Origin of the sequence: Nocardiopsis listeri NBRC 13360, from assembly GCF_001570765.1 — a bacterium.
In the GTDB taxonomy this organism is placed as follows: domain Bacteria; phylum Actinomycetota; class Actinomycetes; order Streptosporangiales; family Streptosporangiaceae; genus Nocardiopsis; species Nocardiopsis listeri.
The window spans coordinates 106720-124684 of sequence record NZ_BCSH01000006.1 but is presented as its reverse complement, the minus strand read 5'-3'; the positions used below and the strand labels follow the sequence as shown (position 1 = coordinate 124684).

Sequence of the window (17965 nt, the reverse complement as noted above, 5' to 3'; positions counted from 1 at the left end):
GCATGAATCTCCCCCACATCCCACTCCCGCGGGGCAACCTCCTGGTCATCGGTACGGGCGCCCTGCCGGTGTCCCTGTTGCCGGGGTGGGTCCTGTACCTGCGCGAACTCATGGGTTGGAACACCAGGGTGTGCTTGACCCACTCCGCCACCCGACTGGTCTCACCCGAGGCCCTGGCCTCGTTGTCCGGCCGTCCCGTGCTCGGGCCGGACTGGTCACCCGAGACCGGGACCGTCGACCACCGAGAGGCCGCCGAATGGGCCGACCTCGTCCTGGTCGTCCCGGCCACCGGCGCCTTCCTGGCCAAGATCGCCCACGGCATCACCGACAGCCTGGCCCTGGCCACGGTCGGGTTCACCCGGGCACCCGTGTTCCTCGTGCCCTCCCTGGGCGGGCCGCGTGTGGGCGCGGGCGCGGTCCGGCGCAACCTGGCCCTGCTCGGCGAGGACGGTTACCACGTGGTGCCGCCGGAGCGAGGGGTGTCCGCGCACACCGGTTCCGGGGAGGAGGGCGCCATGCCGTCGGTCTTCTCCGTGCTGGGGTTCGTGGCCGACTCGGGTGTCCTGGGCGACTCGGACAAGCGGGAGAAGGAGGCGGGTCGAGCGTGAGCACGGCACACCGGCGGGGACGCCCGGTCGTCCCCGCCGACGGCGCAGACCTCTTCCATTGGTTGGAGGACGGCACGAGCGAGGACGTGCACGCGTGGGAACTGGAACGGACCGCGGAGTTGTCCGAGCACCTGGACCGTGACGGCCTGCGCGAGACGACCCGGGAACACCTGGCCCCCTTCATGGCCGCCGGTGGCTACGGGCTTCCGTGTCGAGTCGGCGACAAGTCGATCTATCTCCGTTTCGAGCCGCGGCGGGACCACCCGGTCCTCGTCATGGCGGACGAGGTCGGCGCCGAGGCCGACCTCTCGGCTCGGGTGGTCTTCGATCCGCGAGAACACGACCCCGAGGGTTGTGACCTCCTCGTCGACTGGTCCGCGTCCCCGGAAGGCTCCCGTCTCGCGGTCGTCCTGGCCCCCGCCGACGGTGGCCCGGCCCGGATCGAACTGATCGATCCGTGGACCGGTGTCCCCTCGGCTCCGCCCCTGGAGGGCTGCCATCCGCTGGCGCCCGTCTGGCTCCCCGACGGATCCGGGCTCTGTTACGTAAGGATCGGAGGCGACGGATCGACGCCACGACGTACGGCGGCCCTCCACCTCCTCGACCGACCCGACGATCCCGCACACCAGATCCGAGGGGTGCCCGAGGACTTCCTGGTCCAGCGGGTCGGTATCGCCCGGTCCGGCCACCGGCTGTTGGTGCAGGCCAGGCGCGGGCGCGCCACCGGGGTGTGGCTCGGCGTCCTCGACGTCACCGGTGGGGGCACCTCCGTGTCCGCCGTCCACGCCGCGTCGGACTGCACCGCGTCCTTTCGTGGTGACCGTCTCGACGTCCTCACCCGGCACGGGGCCCCGCGCGGGCGGTTGCTCACCCTGTCCCTGGACGGAGACAGGGGCTGGAGCGAGACCGTCCCCGAACGGCCCGACGAGGTCCTCGTCCAGGCGGTGGGGACGGGGGACGACGACCGTCTGCTCACGGTCTGGCGCGCCCGGGGAGCCTCCCGGGTACGGATCCACCGGCCCGATGACGAACCCGGTGCGGGCGAGCGGGTCGACCTCCCGGGGATCGGTTCCGTGAACGATGTCCGGACCGACCCCGACGGTCGCACGTGGATGGTGTGGACCGACTTCGTCACCCCACCGTCGCTGCTTCGGTACACGACCGGTGGGGCCGGAGCCGAACCGGTGCTGTGGGCCCCGGGGTCCGCGCCACGAGGGTCGGTGTCCTGCGAACGTCACGAGGCCGTCGCCGACGACGGGGTACCGGTGGGCGTCTTCGTCATCGGCCCCGCCGACCTCCCAGGGCCCGTACCGACCCTGCTCACCGTGTACGGGGGCTTCGGTCTGGCCTACACGCCCACCTTCTCCGCGGCCGCCCTGGCCTGGACCGCGGCGGGCGGACGGTGGGCGATGGTCGGCGTCCGTGGTGGCGGTGAGGAAGGGGAACGGTGGCGCGAGGCCGCGCGCGGGCGCGCCAAGTACCGATCGGTGCGCGACCTGCACGCCGCGGCGGACCACCTCGTCGATTCCGGGGTCGCCGCGGCCGGACACGTCGGTCTCCTGGGTTCGTCCCACGGCGGAATGCTGGCGGCGGCGGCCGCGGTGGACCGCCCGGACACCTACGCGGGCGTGATCGCCTCGGCGGCCCCACTGGACATGCTGGGTTTCGCCCGGTGGCCCGCCGGTCGTGCCTGGATCCCCGAGTACGGCGATCCCGAGGACCCACGGGACCGGGCCGCCCTGGCCGCCTACTCGCCGTACCACAACCTGCGTCGTGGCACTCGGTACCCGCCCTTCCTCCTCACCGCGCTGGAAATGGACGGCCGGGTCGACCCCGCCCACGCCCGCAAGTTCTGCGCCGCCCTGCGAATCTGCCAGGACGGGACCGTGGAGGAACCACCGGGTGTCGCGCTCTACGCGCTACGGTCCCGGCTCGGACACGGGTCCGGGACCCTGTCGGCCCGCAAGGCACAGGCGGTGGACGAGTTCTGCTTCCTCGCGCGCGCTCTGGGGTTGCCCCTGGGCGAGCGAGCGAGGTCGCTCACCATCGACGCCGCGCCGGGCGAGCGGTCACCGCGACCGGCACCCGGGCCACGAGGGTGAACGTGTCGCCATGCTCCTCTGTGGTCAGTTCACCCCCGTGTTCGGCGACACGGCGACGCATACCGACGATTCCGCTGCCCTCGGCGGGTTCGGAGGAGGTACCGGCCGACGGCACCCCGTCGTTGTGCACCGTGAGTTCCAGGTGACCGCCCTCACACGACCAACGGACGAGGCAGGTCGTCGGGGTCGCGTGCCGCAGCATGTTGGTGACCGACTCGCGGACCACGCTTCCGAACACCCCGCTCAGTCGCTCGTCCACATCGTCGAAGTCGCCCTCGATCTCGCAACGCACGGAGGCCGATCGCAGCAGCCGTTCGGCGGCGCGCACCTCCTCTGGCAGGTGGGTGGCCCGACGGTTGCGCACCAGTTCCCGCACGTCGTGCACCGCACCACGCGCGACCGACTGGATCTCCTCCATCTCGGCGCGCGCACGCTCCGGCTCGACCTCGACGAGGCGTGCCGCGAGTTCGCCCTTGAACGCCACGACCTCCAAGGCCCGGCCCAGGATGTCGTGCAGGTCCTCGGACAGGCGCAGCCGCTCCTCGGCCACCGCGAGCCGCAACGTCGTCCGCTCCGCGCTGACGGTGCGCTGCCACAGCATGGGGCCGGTCGCCTCCCAGTATCCGATGAACATGACGACGAAGAAGGCGAGCAGGGCCTGCTGGCCGCCGTCCGCTCCGGATTCCTGTGCCTTCACCAGGTACACACAGGTCGCCGCCGCCAACCCGACGGAGAGCGCGTAGTAGGGGCCGAGTCGGTTCCGGTGCAGCGTGACCACGTCGGCGGTCGCGGTTCCCGGCAGCAACAGCCACATCCAGGGGACGACGACCCACTCCGTCGCGAACCAGGTGGCCACCAGCGAGACCAGCACCAGCGTCCACGTGATGACCGACCGGTACGGCGGCGAAGGCCGCCAGGGCAGGGCGTCGAACGTCAGGGTGCGCAACAGGAAGAACAGACCGACCAGCGAGACCAGGAACAGGGCCCGCAACGCCCCGGGAAAGACCGCGATCAGGGTGACCCCCGGGACGACCACCACGAACATCATCGTGAGGTAGTGGTTCCTGCGCACGTGACGGAGGACCACATCGTCCGGGGTGATGGCCTCGTCGGACCGTCGGCGATCACTCATGGGGCCCGCTCCCTGAGGGGTGACGTCGGCGTGCGGACCGATCGTACAAACGATTCCCGGACAAGGAAGGCGTCGACGGTATGAAGGGCATCCTCCTCGCGGGTGGAACCGGCAGCCGGTTGTACCCGCTGACCCACTGCACCTCCAAACAACTCCTACCGGTCTACGACAAACCCCTGATCTACTATCCGCTCTCGGTTCTGATGCTCGCGGACATCCGCGACATCCTCCTCGTCTGCGCACCCGACTCCCTCGCCCCGCTCCAGGCACTCCTGGGGGACGGGGCCCATCTGGGCCTGAACCTGAGCTACGCGCTCCAGCGCGAACCACGGGGGATCGCCGAGGCCTACGTCATCGGTGCCGACCATGTGCGCGGGCAGAGGTCGGCGCTGGTCCTGGGGGACAACGTGTTCCACGGGTCCGGTTTCTACGACCTGCTCGCCCGCGCGCGCCGGGAGTTCACCGGCTGTGCCCTGTTCGGGTATCCGGTGTCCGATCCCGGCCGCTACGCGATCGGCGAGGTGGACGGGAAGGGCGAACTGGTCTCGTTGGAGGAGAAACCGCTCGACCCCCGTTCCGACAACGCCGTGACCGGGTTGTACTTCTACGACCAGGACGTGGTGGACATCGCCGCCGAGGTGGAGCCCTCCGAACGCGGAGAACTGGAGATCACCGACGTCAACCGCGAGTACGTCCGACAGGGGCGGGCCGACCTCGTTCAGCTCGGCCGCGGATTCATGTGGCTGGACGCGGGAACACACGATTCCCTCTTGGAGGCCGGTCACTACGTCGAGTTGTTGGCCAATCGGCAAGGGGTGCGCGTGGCCTGCGTGGAGGAGATCGCGGCCCGGATGGGCTTCATCTCCGCCGCCGATTGCCACGAACTGGGCGCGCGTATGTCCGGTTCCGCCTACGGCTCGTACGTCATGGACATCGCCCAGGACCTCACCGGGCCGTGAACCGCCCCGGGACTTCTCTGGCGCGTGCCGCGAGGTGGCGGCGATAATGGCCCTACCGTGCGACAAGGCGTCGCACACGGACGTTCCCGGGGAGGAAGACCTGATTCGTGTACTGCTCGCCGAGGACGAGGCGATGACCCGTGAGGCCATCGCGGCCCTGCTCGACCTGGAGCCCGACATCACGGTGGTCGGCCAGGCGGACAACGGTGGCGACGCCTTCAGGATCGCGTTGGAGTCACGCCCGGACATCGTCATGCTGGACATCGAGATGCCCGACGGTGGCCTCGTGCTCTTGGGAAGACTGCGCAAGCACTGCCCGAACGTGCGCTGCGTCATCCTCACGCGCCACGCCAACCCGGGAACGCTGCGGCGGGCGTTGAAGGAGGGCGCGACCGGCTTCATCGCCAAGAGCACGTCCGCCCAGAGTCTGTCCAACGTCCTCAGGCGCGTGGCGGTGGGGGACAGGTACGTCGACCCCTACCTGGCGGCCGACGCGCTGGCGGAGCCGAGTTGTCCGCTGAGCGAGCGGGAGCTGAGCATCCTGGCCGAGGTCGACCAGAGCACCACCACCAAGGACATCGCCGCCAAGCTCCACCTGGCCAACGGCACCGTGCGCAACTACCTGTCGGGGATCCTGGAGAAACTCGACGTCAAGACCCGTTACGAGGCCGCCGGGCTGGCGCGTGAGGCGGGTTGGATCTGAGCCGGCGTGGCACTTAGTTGCCAATTTTCGGTGATGACTTGGCCGACTGAAGGAAATATTCGATTCTCGTAAGTGCCCAGCCAGTGAGGCGCAGGGATCCCCCCGGTCCCCGCCCATCACACCAGAGGAGAATCGGCATGAACCAGTCCGCGAACATCTTCGGTGACATCGAGCTGCTCAGCACCGCCGGCGCCCAGGCCGCTCAGGAGGACATGAGCGTCACGCTGGACGAGGGTGTCGACGCGCCGACCAGCGTCCCCTGCGGCATCACCATCTCCATCACCCTCGACTGCTAAGAGCCGTCGAGTTCGCTTCCCCACGGTTCGGGCCGGCCTCCGCACGGAGGCCGGCCCTCCACGCGCTCGAGGACACTTGTCGACATGAGGACGCGTCTCGTTGTCGACATGACGACCCCGGCGACCCGAGGGTCACCCACGGGGTCGCGCCTCGGCGCCCGCGAGGATCAGGTCCAAGGCCTGGTCGAAGTAGGTGTTCTCCACCGCCAGGGCGTCGGCCTTGGCCACCGCGGCCGAGACCGCGCCCTCGTGCCCCTGGGAATGTCCCGACTTGGCCACCCGCATGGCCACGGCCGACGTGGCCGCACCGAGGATCTGGTTCGACACCGCCCTGATCACGACCGCCTGACCCTCCTCGTCGGCACCGGAGCCCTGGATCGCCTCGACGATCCGTCGTGACAGGGTGATCGCGTTGGGACCGAGCAACGGCCTCGAGCCGGCGAACTCGGCGGCCCACGTGTGCTCGGTCAGGGCCATGTAGAAGCGGCGTGCGGTCGCCTTGACCGCGACGTCCCAGGGCACGTCCGGCCCGGGGAGAGCCGAAGCGGCCCCCGCGAGGATCTCGTCCACGGCCAGGTCCACCAGGTCCTCACGCCGCTCCACGTGCCAGTACAGACTCGTCGCGTGCACCTCCAGCTCGGCGGCGACCTTGCGCATGGTCAGAGCCGAGGCCCCGTCGCGGTCGAGCAGGGCGATGGTCCCGCCGACGATACGGTCCCTGCTCAGCGCCGGCTTCGCGCGACGTTTGCGCGGCGATCGTTGGAAGACGCTCTCGAACTGCTGCTCTGATCCTGTATCGGCCATGCTCGTCAGCATATCCGCAATCCTACGTTGTATGTATGAATCCAACAGTGTATGTTTCTGGGCATGGCAACAACGAGCCCCTCCACGCACCCCCTGTCCTCCGCACCTTCCACCCCCGACCAGTCCCGCACGACGGTCGTCGCCCCCCACGGACTCGGCGTCTTCTTCCTCCTGGCCTTCGCCTTCTCCTGGACGACCTGGTGGATCTTCCCCCGCCTGTTCCCCGGCGCCGACCCGATGCCGGCCGTCGTCATCGGAGCCTTCGGCCCGATGGTGGCCGCGATCATCGTCACCGCGGCCACCCAGGGCCGCCAGGGGGTGGGCGCGCTCTTCCGCCGCCACTCCCTTCGCCGCCGGGGTGGACTCATGCCCTACGCGGCCGCCGTCCTGATCCTTCTCGCCATCGCCGGCTCGGCCGCGCTGCCCGTGTACCTGGGTCAGGCCGACCTTGACGAGGCCGCCCTTCGACAGGCCCTGATGACCGTTCCGATTCAGTTCCTGGTCATCGCCCTGGTCGGTGGCGGCAACGAGGAACTGGGCTGGCGAGGCTTCGCCCTGCCGCGACTCCAGGGAGCGCACAGCCCCCTGGCCGCGAACGTGATGCTGGGGATCATCTGGGCCGTCTGGCACGCCCCGCTGTTCTTCATGGAGGGCACGTCCCAGTCGAACATCCACTTCCCCTCGTACGTCCTGCTGTGCCTCGGGCTCACCGTCGTCCTCGGATACGTGTTCAACACGGCCCGAGGCGGAGTGATCGCCGCGGTGATCACCCACGCCGCGATCAACGTCGCATCGGGGCTCAAGGGTGTGGCCGTGGGCGCCCCGGCCTCGTCCATCGAGGTCGGGCTGGTCCTGCTGGTCGCCCTGTTCCTTCTGGTCTGCACCCGCGGACGTCTGGGCCTGCCCCGGAACGCCGGCGTCGAAGGCTGACACGACGAAGACGACCCTGCCCGCGCGGTCGAGCGCGGGCAGGGTCGTCTTCGTCGTGTTCCACACCAGCCGTGACGGAGACTCCGGCAAGTACCCACCCCGAAGACCGGTCACTCCCTCACGGCACCGGGGCTCCGAGGTCGGTCACGGACGAACTGATGCGGCACACACGGACCGGATGGGTACGTGCGTAAGCCGAGAGGGCCAGAGACAGTTTCGCTTCCATGGCGCGGTCGGGGCGGTACGACCACAGGAAGTCGAGAAAGGACCGGTCTGCACGAGCCCGTCCTTCCAACAGCACGAGCGCGTCCGGACCGTGTTGGCGTTCGAGACCACGTGCCGTGGACTCGTCCGGCTTCTCCACCAGATCCACCATGAACCCGCGGTCGCAGACGATCACCCCTCGGTTCGGCGCCTCTGCCCGGTTGCACGGACGCGCGATCACCGACGCACCTTCGCCCGTGCTCCGTAGTCGCGAGAAGGGGTGGCCTTCGGGATAGAGGTTGTCGGCGTAGATCGCGTAGAGCTCGTTCGGGCGGCCGAGAGCGGTCTCGCTGGACGGTCCCTGCTGTGGGGTGAAGCGCAGATCGATGTTCGGCCGACGAGGGTCATGGGCGCAGGTTCATGCGGCCGCCCGGTCGTAGCCGCGCTCATCGGTCAGAGCCCGACCGACCCAGGAGGGGATGAAGTCCTCATAGTAGGGGTGGTGGACCATCGTGGCCCTCACCCTGCCCATTCGGACGATCTCATCCATGAGGTGGACGATTCCCGGGTTTCCTCGCACGGGAAATAATTCGTTGAGCAGGTAGCGAGACCATTCGGAACGTCGTTTTCCCCATCCCCCGGCAGCGATCACGACATCGGTTCGCTCTCGTTCATCAGTCGATCCCGGGGCCTCATTGCGTTCGCTAGGGTGCCGGCATGGACACACGAGTGGCAGGCCTCCTTGCCGAGGACGGGAAGGTACTGCTCTTGGAGCAGGACACCGACGGCCCGCGCAGGTGGAGCTTGCCGGGTGGACGAGTGGAGGAGGGTGAACCGCTCGGTGACGCCCTGGTTCGCGAGATGCGCGAAGAAATAGGGGTCGAGGTCGAGGTTGGACGCCTGTTGTATCTGTGCGACCACATCGTCTCGGAAAAGAATTTGCACGTCGTGCACATAACCTTTGAGGTTCACCGTACGGGTGGTTCTCTGGGGGATATCTCGGAAGGGCTCGACTCGCGGCCGATCCGAGGAGTGGAATTCGTGAAGACCGGGGACCTCGCCCACCTCGGATTCAGCGACCACTTCGCACGTTTGGTCGAGGACGGGTTTCCCGGGGCAGGTTCCTACATGGGACCCAAGTCAGCGATCGGTCTGTGACAGGACGCCGATCAACTTCCGGTCAGGGTCAGCCGAACGGTCGTGGCCTCCGAGCCCGGTCACCCATGTGCGTATCGGAGCTTCTGGAACTTCTGGAGCTTCTGGGCGTGCCGCTACCGGCCGGGGGAGCGTCGGTCAGGGTCGAGTCGACATGGCGATTCGAACCGTTGTCGACTTGGCGTCCTGTCGATATCGCTCGGGGCCAGGGAGCCGCAGGCTCCGACAGGGATCGCCGTGGGGCCCCACGGTCGAATGCCGGTGGAAACAGGAAGAGCCCCACTCTCCGAATGGAGAAGCAAGGCTCTGATCTGTAAAAGTGTGGGCGTACCAGGACTTGAACCTGGGACCTCATCCTTATCAGGGATGCGCTCTAACCGACTGAGCTATACGCCCTCGTTCCGTCAGGAACTCTACCGCATCCCGGGGGCCTGGGCGAACCGGAGACCTCCTGGCACGAGAGAGGGGACACGGGACGAACCACGTCCCTCTTCACCTCCCATTTTAGCCCGTTCCCGACAGTGCTCGGGCCGTTCCGGAACGGACGTCGGGCCCGGCTCTCAGCAGGAGAGCCGGGCCCGACGGACGAACGAAGGCTACTCGGCCTCGGAGAGGGTGACGTCGACGCCACCGACCAGGTCCGCGACCAGGTTGTAGACCATCGCCCCCACCGTGGACAGGGCGGTCAGAAGCACGACGTTCAGCGCACCGACGACACCGGTGTAACCGAGGACACGACCGGGCGAGAACCAGGCTGCCGGGTTCAGACCCAGCTCGTCGTCACCACCGTCACCCTCCAGGAGAGCGTTGATCATGTTGGTGAGTTCGTCGAAGACACCCAACATCGACAGGACCGCGTAGATCACCGCGACGGCGACGAACAGGATGATGAAGCACACGAGGGCGACCACGAAGCTGAACTTCATGACCGACCACGGCTCCACCCTGGAGACGGTCAGATGGGCCTTCCGGCTCGCCAGTGTCGCCTTGACGGCGGTCGGTCCCGTCGGCTCGGGGGACGCCTTGGGCTCTTCGGGCGTGGATCGGGCCTCGGACTCGGGTTCCGGCGTGGACTCAGGCGTGGACTCAGACGTCACTGTGGTGCCCCCCGATTCCTGCGCGGTCGTTGTCTCCGAGGAGTCCGCAGCGGTCGGTTCCGCCGTCTCCACGTTCGAGTCCCCTGCGACACCCGCCGCGTCGGAATCTTTGCTGCTGGTGTTCGACTGATTCTCAGACATAGAAACGTTTCCGCTGGACTTTCATTGGGACGGGTCGATCCGTGTGTCCCGTGGGGCCGCCGAAACGAACCCCACGGGACGTACTGCGTATAACGCGCAGTCTAGGCCTCGTTGTCGCCTTCACCCGAGACCTGAACGTCACCCGTGTCGGCGTTCGCGTTCTCGGCCGCTTCGACCGCGTCCGCGACCTCCTCGGCCTCCGCCTCTTCGGCGGCCTCCGCGTTGGCGGCCACGGCGACGATCTTGTTGCCCTTGTCGAGGTTCATCAGACGGACGCCCATGGTGGTACGACCGGACTGTTTGACCTCACCGGCTCCGGTGCGGATGACGCCGCCGGCGGAGGTGATCGCGAAGATCTCGTCGACCTCCGGGTCCACCATCAGGGCACCGACCAGCTTGCCGCGGGCCTCCACGACCTTGGCCGTCAGCACGCCCTTACCGCCACGGTTCTGCGTCGGGTACTGCTCCGAGGGGGTCCGCTTGGCGTATCCGTTCTCGGTGGCGACCAGGACGTCGGTCGAACCGTCACCGGGTCGGATGACGTCCATGGACAGCAGGTAGTCGCCCTCCAGGAAGCGCATGCCGATCACACCGCTGGTGGCACGACCCATGGGACGCAGCGACTCGTCTGAGGCCGAGAAACGGATCGCCTGGGCGTCGCTGGAGATCAGCAGCAGGTCGTCCTCGGAGAAGACCAGACGTGCGGCGATGAGCTCGTCGTCCTCGCGCAGGTTGATCGCGATGATGCCGGCAGAACGGGCGGAGTCGAAGTCCGCCAGACGCGACTTCTTGACCAGGCCCTCGCGGGTGGCCAGCACCAGGTACGGCGCCGCCTCGTAGTCACGCAGCGCCATGATCTGCGCGATCTCCTCGCCCGGCTGGAACGGCAGCAGGTTCGCGACGTGCTGACCGCGCGCGTCGCGTGCGGCCTCCGGCAGCTCGTAGGCCTTCGTCCGGTACACCCGACCCTGGTTCGTGAAGCAGAGGATCCAGTGGTGGGTGGTGGTGACGAAGAAGTGCTGGACGATGTCGTCCTGCTTGAGCTGGGCCCCGCGCACACCCTTACCGCCGCGCTTCTGCGCCCGGTAGTTGTCGATGCGGGTGCGCTTGGCGTATCCACCGCGGGAGATCGTGACGACCACGTCCTCCTCGGCGATGAAGTCCTCCATGCGCATGTCGCCCTCGAACGGGATGATGTGCGTGCGTCGCTCGTCGCCGTACTTCTCGACGATCTCGCCGAGCTCCTCGCGGATGATCGAGCGCTGACGCTCCTCCGAATCGAGGATGTCGTTGTAGTCGGCGATGAGCGCCATCAGCTCGTCGTACTCGGCGGTCAGAGCGTTGCGCTCCAAGGCGGCGAGCTTGCGCAGCTGCATGTCGAGGATGGCCCGGGCCTGGATGTCGTCGATCTCCAGCAGACCCATCAGACCGGTACGCGCCTCGTCGGCCGAGGGGCTGGCCCGGATGAGGTTGATGACCTCGTCGATGCGGTCCATCGCCCGCAGCAGCGCACGCAGGATGTGCGCCCGCTCCTCGGCCTTGCGCAGCAGGTACTTCGTCCGACGGACGATGACCTCGATCTGGTGCTTGACCCAGTGGCGGATCATCTGGTCCAAGCGCAGGGTGCGCGGCACCCCGTCGACCAGCGCCAGCATGTTGGCGCCGAAGGTCTCCTGGAGCTGGGTGTGCTTGTACAGGTTGTTCAGCACGACCTTGGCCACGGCGTCGCGCTTGAGCACGATGACCAGACGCTGGCCGGTACGGCCACTGGACTCGTCGCGCACGTCGGCGATGCCGTTGATCTTGCCGTCCTTGACCAGGTCGGCGATCTTCAGCGCGAGGTTGTCCGGGTTGACCTGGTAGGGCAGCTCGGTGATCACCAGGATCTGGCGGCCGCGGCTGTCCTCCTCGACCTCGACCACGGCGCGCATCGTGATGGAGCCGCGCCCGGTACGGTACGCCTCCTCGATACCGCGCTTGCCCACGATGAGGCCGCGGGTCGGGAAGTCGGGGCCCTTGACCCGGGCCATCAGCTCGTCGAGCAGCCGCTCGTCGTCGACCTCGGGGTTGTCCAGGTACCAGTAGACACCCTCGGCGACCTCGCGCAGGTTGTGCGGCGGGATGTTGGTCGCCATACCGACCGCGATACCCGAGGAGCCGTTGACCAGCAGGTTCGGGAAACGGGCCGGCAGGACGACGGGCTCCGAGGAACGACCGTCGTAGTTGGGCCGGAAGTCGACGGTCTCCTTGTCGATGTCCCGGAGCATCTCCATGGCCAGCGGAGCGAGTTTGCTCTCCGTGTAGCGCATGGCGGCGGCCGGGTCGTTGCCCGGCGAACCGAAGTTGCCGTTCGGGTCGACCAGGGGCATCCGCATCGACCACCACTGGGCCAGACGGACCAGGGTGTCGTAGATGGCGCTGTCGCCGTGCGGGTGGTAGTTACCCATCACGTCACCGACGACGCGGGCACACTTGAAGTAGCCGCGGTCGGGGCGGTAGCCGCCGTCGTACATGGCGTACAGGACGCGCTGGTGGACCGGTTTGAGGCCGTCCCGGACGTCGGGGAGGGCCCGACCGACGATGACGGACATCGCGTAGTCGAGGTAGCTGCGCTGCATCTCGACCTGGATGTCGACGGGCTCGATCCGGTCCGTCACGCGTTGCGGGGACTCCATGGAGGAGCCGCCCTCAGGGGCGTCGGGGTTGTTCGCATCCGTCACGGATGTCGATCCCTTCTAAGCTTGCTGAAGCGAGTGGGACGGAGAGGACCTAGATGTCCAGGAAACGGACGTCCTTGGCGTTGCGCTGAATGAAGGAACGCCGGGACTCGACGTCTTCGCCCATCAGCACGCTGAACATCTCGTCGGCCTGGGCCGCGTCCTCCAGGGTGACCTGGAGGAGGACTCGGCTCTCGGGGTCCATCGTGGTGTCCCACAGCTCGTTGGCGTTCATCTCGCCCAGACCCTTGAAGCGCTGCACCATGTCGCGCGGGCGCGGGTCCCTCTTACCGGCGGCGATGCCCTCTTCGATGATGCGGTCGCGCTCGGCGTCGGAGAAGGCGTAGCCCGCGTCCGAGCCCTTCTGGTCCCACTTGATCTTGTAGAGCGGGGGCGCGGCCAGGTAGACGTTCCCGGCCTCGACCAGCGGCTTCATGAAGCGGAACAGCAACGTCAACAGCAGGGTGCGGATGTGCTGACCGTCGACGTCGGCGTCGGCCATGAGGACGATCTTGTGGTAGCGGAGCTTCTCCTGGTCGAAGTCCTCGTGGATACCGGTGCCCAGGGCGGTGATGATCGCCTGGACCTCCTGGTTCTTGAGGATCCGGTCGATCCGGGACTTCTCCACGTTCAGGATCTTGCCCCGGATGGGCAGGATGGCCTGGTTGTGCGGGTTGCGACCGCCCTTGGCGGAGCCACCGGCGGAGTCACCCTCGACGATGTAGAGCTCGCACTCCTCCGGCTTGGTGGACTGGCAGTCCGACAACTTGCCCGGCAGGGAAGTGGTCTCCAGGAGGGTCTTGCGACGGGTGAGGTCGCGGGCCTGACGGGCGGCCACGCGGGCGCGGGCGGCCTGGCTGGCCTTGGACACGATGTCCTTGGCCTCACCGGGGTTGCGCTCGAACCAGTCGCGCAGGTGCTCGTTGGTGACCTTCTGGACGAAGGACTTGGCCTCGGTGTTGCCGAGCTTGGTCTTGGTCTGGCCCTCGAACTGCGGGTCGGCGAGCTTGACCGAGATGATCGCGGTCAGCCCCTCACGGATGTCGTCGCCGGTGAGGTTGTCCTCTTTCTCCCGCAACAGCCTCTGGTCCCGGGCGTACCGGTTGACCAGGGTCGTGAGCGCGGAACGGAACCCCTCTTCGTGGGTGCCGCCCTCGGTCGTGTTGATGGTGTTGGCGAAGGTGTGCACCGACGAGGTGTAGGACTGGTTCCACTGCATGGCGATCTCCACGGAGATGCCATCGCCGTCCTCCTCGAAGGAGATGATCGACGCGTGCGCCGGCTCCTTCTTGGCGTTGATGTAGTCGACGAAGTCGGCCAGGCCCTGCTCGTAGTGGTAGGTCTGCACCACGGGGCCGTCATCGGTGAACTCGGGGCGCTCGTCCCGGAGGGTGATGGCGAGCCCCTTGTTGAGGAAGGCCATCTCCTGGAGTCGACGGGAGAGCGTCTCGAACGAGTAGACGGTGGTCTCGAAGATGGAATCATCGGCCCAGAAGGTGAGCTGGGTACCGGTCTCCTCGGTCACCTCACCCTTGACGATGTCGCCGGTGGGAGCGGTCATCTCGTAGTGCTGTCGCCACACGTGCCCGTCCGTGCGGATCTCCACGTCCAGTGCCGTGGACAGCGCGTTGACGACGGAGACACCGACACCGTGCAGACCGCCGGAGACCGCGTAGGACTTGCCGTCGAACTTTCCGCCCGCGTGCAACGTGGTGAGGACGACCTCCACGGCCGGGCGCTTCTCCACGGGGTGGACGCCGACCGGGATACCGCGGCCGTTGTCGGCCACCCTGACCCCACCGTCAGCGAGCAGGGTCACTTCGATGGCGTCGGCGTGACCCGCCAACGCCTCGTCGACCGAGTTGTCGACCACCTCGTAGACCAGGTGGTGCAGACCGCGCTCCCCTGTGGAGCCGATGTACATACCCGGACGCTTGCGTACTGCCTCAAGCCCTTCGAGAACCGTGATTGATCCTGCGTCGTAGGCCAAGTGGGAACACCCTCCTGCTGGGGACGCCTGTCGGCCGCGGCCGAACGGACGACGGTCAACCCACGGCAGGGTGACCGACAGGGCGCGGCAAGCCGCGGACCCGGGGGATCACCGTTCGCCACACGGGCCGCCCGCCCACCCTCTACATGGGGGCGTGGTACCGGCTACAGGCGTCTGAAGAACCGTCCCCATGATACCCCGCCCGGTGCGACAAAGTGGCATTGGCGGCGCTGTGCCGCACCAGAACGAACGATCGGGGCGGGAGCCGAGCCCCTACACACGGGAGGGGCCACACACAAGTCCCGGCGCGCTTCAGTGCCCTCCGGTGGGGCTGCGGTCTCCTTCTCCCCGGTCCGGCGCCCGCGGGACGCGGGTGGACCCAAGGCGAACACCGCGCCACATTCCACCCGAATCACCCCGAAATCCCTGGTCACGGCGTCACCTCCGTCGGGACCCCGGCCCCTTCACCTTGATGGTGATGACGGCCCCGTCCCCGAGTTCCTCGTTCAGACGCCGCATCAGATCCCGCACCATCGCGCGTGCGTGAGCCGCCATCGTCGGTGAATCGGCGACAACGACAAGTTCACCTTCCGAATAACTTTCGGGTCGGAGATGTTCGGCATTGAAATCGCCCACGATGTCGGCCCATCGACCGAAGACCCCTCCAACGGCCACCTGCTCCTGCCAACCATGCTCGATCAGCCAGGTTCGGACCGCGTCTCCGAACAACTGGGGCTCGTTGCGTGACCGCAATCGGCCACGCCTTCGAGCCCTCGGCGCACCGCTCGGGACCGCGCCGCGTTCCCGAGCCTCGGCCCGGGCCCGGGCGAGGGCCTGACGGGCCAGGTCCGCCCCGGACGCCACCGGGGCAGCGGGGCTCGGTGCGCCGTCCACAGGCTGTGGACGACCGACGACCCCACCAGACCCCTCGTGCCCACGACCGGACCCCGGATCCACAGGCTGTGGACAAGGATCACTCACCCTCGACCACCCCCCGGCGCACCCCGAACCTCGCACCAACGAGTTCCTCGGGGATGTCCGTCCCGATCGCGGCGGTCACCAGGACCTGTTCGGCGTCACGCACCCGCTCGGCGAGGCGACGGCGCCGCTCGGAGTCGAGTTCGGCGAACACGTCGTCCAGGATCAGGACCGGGTCGTCGCCATCGGCCCTGAGCAGGTCGAACGCCGACAACTTGAACGCCAGCGCGTACGACCACGACTCCCCCTGACTGGCGTAGCCCTTGGCGGGCAACTCACCGAGCCGCAGCTGTAGGTCGTCCCGGTGTGGACCCACCAGACCGACCCCCCGCTGGAGCTCGCGCTCCCTGGACTCGGCCAGGGCCGAGAGCAGGACGTCCACAAGCTGTGGACGGTCGCGCGGCGACTCGACCCCCTCCTCGACGGCCGAGGAACGATAGGTGGGTACGGCCGGCCCACCCGATTCGGTCAGTCCCGCGTAGTTCTTCGCCACCAACGGACGCAGTTCCTCGACCAGCCCCAACCGGGCCGCCAACAGTTCCGCGCCGGTCTCGGCCAGATGTGAGTCCCACACCTCCAGGGTGCTCAGGTCCGGGGTCGCCCGCCGGCGCAACTGTGCCGACGCCGACTTCAGCAGGGCGTTGCGCTGTTTGAGCACCCGTTCGTAGTCCGAACGCACCCCCGCCATACGTGGGGCCCGGGCCACCAGGAGATCGTCGAGGAAACGGCGACGCTCTCCGGGATCGCCCTTGACCAGGGCCAGGTCCTCGGGCGCGAACAGCACGCTGCGCAGGATGCCGAGGATGTCCCTGGGCCGCCCCGCCGCGCCCCGGTTCACCCGGGCGCGGTTGGCCCTGCCCGGGTTGATCTCCAGGTCGACGAGCATGTCGCGCCCGTCCCGCATGACCCGGGTGCTGACGATCGCCCGTTCCGCGCCCATGCGGACCAGCGGAGTGTCGGAGGAGACCCGATGGCTGGCCAGGGTCGCGACGTAACCGATCGCCTCGACCAGGTTCGTCTTGCCCTGGCCGTTGGAACCGACGAAGACGCTCACGCCCGGTTCGAGTTCCAACAGGGCCGATTCATACGACCTGAAGTCGGCCAGTTGCAGGTGGGAAACGTACATCCGGCCTTCCTCCTGGAGCGAGGGAGCTGGGTGATGAAAGGGAAAAGGTGCGGGGCGGCACGGGCCGGGCCCTGCCGCCCCGAAGGTCTCAGGGATCAGTCCTGTTGTTCGCCTTGTTCGCCACCGGAGTCGGTGGACCTGGTGACGGCGTGTCCCCCGAATTGGTTGCGCAGCGCGGAGACGACCTTCATGGCTTCGCTGTCCTGCTGCCGGGAGGCGAAGCGCGCGAAGAGCGAGGCGGTGATGGCCGGAGCCGGGACCGCGAGGTCCACGGCGGCCTGCACGGTCCAACGTCCCTCGCCGGAGTCCTGCACGTAACCGCGCAGCTCCGACAGGTCCGGGTCCTGTTCCAGGGCGAGACCGAGCAGGTCCAGCAACCAGGAACGGACGACGGTGCCCTCGCGCCAACTCTCGAAGGTGCCGGGGACGTCCTTGACGATCCCCGAGGCGACCATCAGTTCGTAGCCCTCGGCGAAGGACTGCATCATGCCGTACTCGATGCCGTTGTGGACCATCTTCACGAAGTGTCCGGCGCCGACCGCACCGGCGTGCACGAAGCCGCCGCCCTCGTCGGGGGTCAGCGAGTCGAAGAGGGGTCGCAGACGCTCCACGTCCTCCTCACGGCCGCCGACCATGATCCCGTAGCCGTTCTGGCGTCCCCACACACCACCGCTGACACCGGCGTCGACGTATCCGATGCCCTTGGCGTTCAGCGCCTCGGCGCGGGGAGCGTCGTCCACGTAGTGGGTGTTGCCGCCCTCGATGACGATGTCGCCTTCGGAGAGGAGTTCGCCCAGCTTCTCGATGGTGCCCGTGGTCGGGTCCCCGGCGGGAACCATGACCCAAACGACCCGTGGGGCCTGGAGTCGGTCGACGAGGGCCTCCAGGCTCTCCACGTCGCGCTCACCGGGGGAGGCGTCGTAGCCGACGACGTCGTGGCCCTTCTCCCGCAGTCGGGCGGCCATGTTGCCGCCCATCTTGCCGAGGCCGATCATTCCGAGTTGCATGTTTGGGCTCCCCCTT

The 17965-nt window shown here is 67.9% G+C and carries 17 protein-coding genes and 1 tRNA gene; 7 read left to right on the top strand and 11 right to left on the bottom strand.

Features of this window, described 5'->3' with window-relative positions; translation table 11 throughout:
* The first annotated feature begins 2 nt into the window (after positions 1-2).
* Positions 3-608, top strand: coding sequence for a flavoprotein (locus tag NLI01S_RS02310; protein WP_067598314.1), 606 nt, complete (start codon positions 3-5; stop codon positions 606-608).
* Positions 605-2710, top strand: coding sequence for a prolyl oligopeptidase family serine peptidase (locus tag NLI01S_RS02305; protein WP_067598311.1), 2106 nt, complete (start codon positions 605-607; stop codon positions 2708-2710). The genes NLI01S_RS02310 and NLI01S_RS02305 overlap by 4 nt, the downstream gene beginning before the upstream one ends.
* Here the strand turns inward: NLI01S_RS02305 and NLI01S_RS02300 are convergent.
* Entirely contained in the window at positions 2649-3842 is a 1194-nt protein-coding gene (locus NLI01S_RS02300) for a sensor histidine kinase (RefSeq protein ID WP_067598308.1), read from the bottom strand. The genes NLI01S_RS02305 and NLI01S_RS02300 overlap by 62 nt on opposite strands.
* A gap of 80 nt (positions 3843-3922) precedes the next feature.
* On the opposite strand from NLI01S_RS02300, the gene rfbA reads away from it, so the two are divergent.
* The 3 genes from rfbA (at position 3923) to NLI01S_RS25515 (ending at position 5800) form a co-directional block, all read left to right on the top strand.
* On the top strand, positions 3923-4801 hold the full coding sequence (rfbA, locus tag NLI01S_RS02295) for a glucose-1-phosphate thymidylyltransferase RfbA (RefSeq protein ID WP_067598305.1): 879 nt from the start codon (positions 3923-3925) through the stop codon (positions 4799-4801).
* 46 nt (positions 4802-4847) lie between these two features.
* Entirely contained in the window at positions 4848-5504 is a 657-nt protein-coding gene (locus NLI01S_RS02290; protein ID WP_223809072.1) for a response regulator transcription factor, read from the top strand.
* Positions 5505-5641: 137 nt separating this feature from the next.
* Positions 5642-5800, top strand: a complete 159-nt coding sequence (locus tag NLI01S_RS25515) for a hypothetical protein (RefSeq protein ID WP_157090917.1) — start codon at positions 5642-5644, stop codon at positions 5798-5800.
* A 132-nt stretch (positions 5801-5932) separates the two neighbouring features.
* Here the strand turns inward: NLI01S_RS25515 and NLI01S_RS02285 are convergent, their stop codons facing one another.
* Entirely contained in the window at positions 5933-6616 is a 684-nt protein-coding gene (locus NLI01S_RS02285; protein ID WP_067598302.1) for a TetR/AcrR family transcriptional regulator C-terminal domain-containing protein, read from the bottom strand.
* A 39-nt stretch (positions 6617-6655) separates the two neighbouring features.
* Here NLI01S_RS02285 and NLI01S_RS02280 point away from each other — a divergent pair, with 39 nt between their 5' ends.
* Entirely contained in the window at positions 6656-7534 is an 879-nt protein-coding gene (locus NLI01S_RS02280) for a CPBP family intramembrane glutamic endopeptidase (RefSeq protein ID WP_067598299.1), read from the top strand.
* Positions 7535-7652: 118 nt separating this feature from the next.
* On the opposite strand, the gene NLI01S_RS26200 is transcribed toward NLI01S_RS02280, so the two are convergent.
* Together NLI01S_RS26200 and NLI01S_RS26545 are read right to left on the bottom strand one after the other, a co-directional pair.
* On the bottom strand, positions 7653-7979 hold the full coding sequence (locus NLI01S_RS26200; protein WP_223809071.1) for a hypothetical protein: 327 nt from the start codon (positions 7977-7979) through the stop codon (positions 7653-7655).
* 177 nt (positions 7980-8156) lie between these two features.
* The gene (locus NLI01S_RS26545) at positions 8157-8288 is read right to left on the bottom strand and encodes a hypothetical protein (protein ID WP_263363264.1); all 132 of its coding nucleotides are present in this window, start codon (positions 8286-8288) and stop codon (positions 8157-8159) included.
* A 167-nt stretch (positions 8289-8455) separates the two neighbouring features.
* Between NLI01S_RS26545 and NLI01S_RS02270 the strand changes: the two genes are divergently transcribed.
* Positions 8456-8896 carry an NUDIX domain-containing protein gene (locus NLI01S_RS02270; RefSeq protein ID WP_223809070.1) on the top strand — a complete coding sequence of 147 codons (441 nt, stop codon included), beginning with the start codon at positions 8456-8458 and terminating at the stop codon, positions 8894-8896.
* A gap of 319 nt (positions 8897-9215) precedes the next feature.
* Here NLI01S_RS02270 and NLI01S_RS02265 read toward each other — a convergent pair.
* The 7 genes from NLI01S_RS02265 to gnd form a co-directional block, all read right to left on the bottom strand.
* Positions 9216-9289, bottom strand: a tRNA-Ile gene (locus NLI01S_RS02265).
* Between the two features lie 200 nt (positions 9290-9489).
* Entirely contained in the window at positions 9490-10131 is a 642-nt protein-coding gene (locus tag NLI01S_RS02260) for a DUF3566 domain-containing protein (protein ID WP_067598294.1), read from the bottom strand.
* Positions 10132-10232: 101 nt separating this feature from the next.
* Positions 10233-12851, bottom strand: coding sequence for a DNA gyrase subunit A (gene gyrA / locus NLI01S_RS02255; RefSeq protein WP_067598291.1), 2619 nt, complete (start codon positions 12849-12851; stop codon positions 10233-10235).
* Positions 12852-12900: 49 nt separating this feature from the next.
* Entirely contained in the window at positions 12901-14838 is a 1938-nt protein-coding gene (gene gyrB / locus NLI01S_RS02250) for a DNA topoisomerase (ATP-hydrolyzing) subunit B (RefSeq protein WP_084392246.1), read from the bottom strand.
* Between the two features lie 438 nt (positions 14839-15276).
* Positions 15277-15732 carry a DUF721 domain-containing protein gene (locus NLI01S_RS24985; RefSeq protein WP_084392245.1) on the bottom strand — a complete coding sequence of 152 codons (456 nt, stop codon included), beginning with the start codon at positions 15730-15732 and terminating at the stop codon, positions 15277-15279.
* 79 nt (positions 15733-15811) lie between these two features.
* Complete coding sequence (recF, locus tag NLI01S_RS02240) at positions 15812-16942, bottom strand: DNA replication/repair protein RecF (protein ID WP_067598282.1); 1131 nt, start codon at positions 16940-16942, stop codon at positions 15812-15814.
* A gap of 95 nt (positions 16943-17037) precedes the next feature.
* Positions 17038-17949: a phosphogluconate dehydrogenase (NAD(+)-dependent, decarboxylating) gene (gene gnd / locus NLI01S_RS02235; protein ID WP_067598279.1), complete on the bottom strand. Its 912-nt coding sequence runs from the start codon at positions 17947-17949 to the stop codon at positions 17038-17040.
* Positions 17950-17965 lie beyond the last annotated feature (16 nt).

What these genes read in the sequence shown, in the direction of transcription:
- NLI01S_RS25515 (WP_157090917.1), top strand. Translation starts at nt 5,642, where the DNA reads ATGAACCAGTCCGCGAACATCTTCGGTGACATCGAGCTGCTCAGCACC.
- gnd (WP_067598279.1), bottom strand. Translation starts at nt 17,949, where the DNA reads ATGCAACTCGGAATGATCGGCCTCGGCAAGATGGGCGGCAACATGGCC.
- NLI01S_RS02300 (WP_067598308.1), bottom strand. Translation starts at nt 3,842, where the DNA reads ATGAGTGATCGCCGACGGTCCGACGAGGCCATCACCCCGGACGATGTG.
- NLI01S_RS02290 (WP_223809072.1), top strand. Translation starts at nt 4,848, where the DNA reads ATGGCCCTACCGTGCGACAAGGCGTCGCACACGGACGTTCCCGGGGAG.
- NLI01S_RS26545 (WP_263363264.1), bottom strand. Translation starts at nt 8,288, where the DNA reads ATGGATGAGATCGTCCGAATGGGCAGGGTGAGGGCCACGATGGTCCAC.
- NLI01S_RS02270 (WP_223809070.1), top strand. Translation starts at nt 8,456, where the DNA reads ATGGACACACGAGTGGCAGGCCTCCTTGCCGAGGACGGGAAGGTACTG.
- recF (WP_067598282.1), bottom strand. Translation starts at nt 16,942, where the DNA reads ATGTACGTTTCCCACCTGCAACTGGCCGACTTCAGGTCGTATGAATCG.
- NLI01S_RS02310 (WP_067598314.1), top strand. Translation starts at nt 3, where the DNA reads ATGAATCTCCCCCACATCCCACTCCCGCGGGGCAACCTCCTGGTCATC.
- NLI01S_RS02285 (WP_067598302.1), bottom strand. Translation starts at nt 6,616, where the DNA reads ATGCTGACGAGCATGGCCGATACAGGATCAGAGCAGCAGTTCGAGAGC.
- rfbA (WP_067598305.1), top strand. Translation starts at nt 3,923, where the DNA reads ATGAAGGGCATCCTCCTCGCGGGTGGAACCGGCAGCCGGTTGTACCCG.
- NLI01S_RS02280 (WP_067598299.1), top strand. Translation starts at nt 6,656, where the DNA reads ATGTTTCTGGGCATGGCAACAACGAGCCCCTCCACGCACCCCCTGTCC.
- NLI01S_RS02260 (WP_067598294.1), bottom strand. Translation starts at nt 10,131, where the DNA reads ATGTCTGAGAATCAGTCGAACACCAGCAGCAAAGATTCCGACGCGGCG.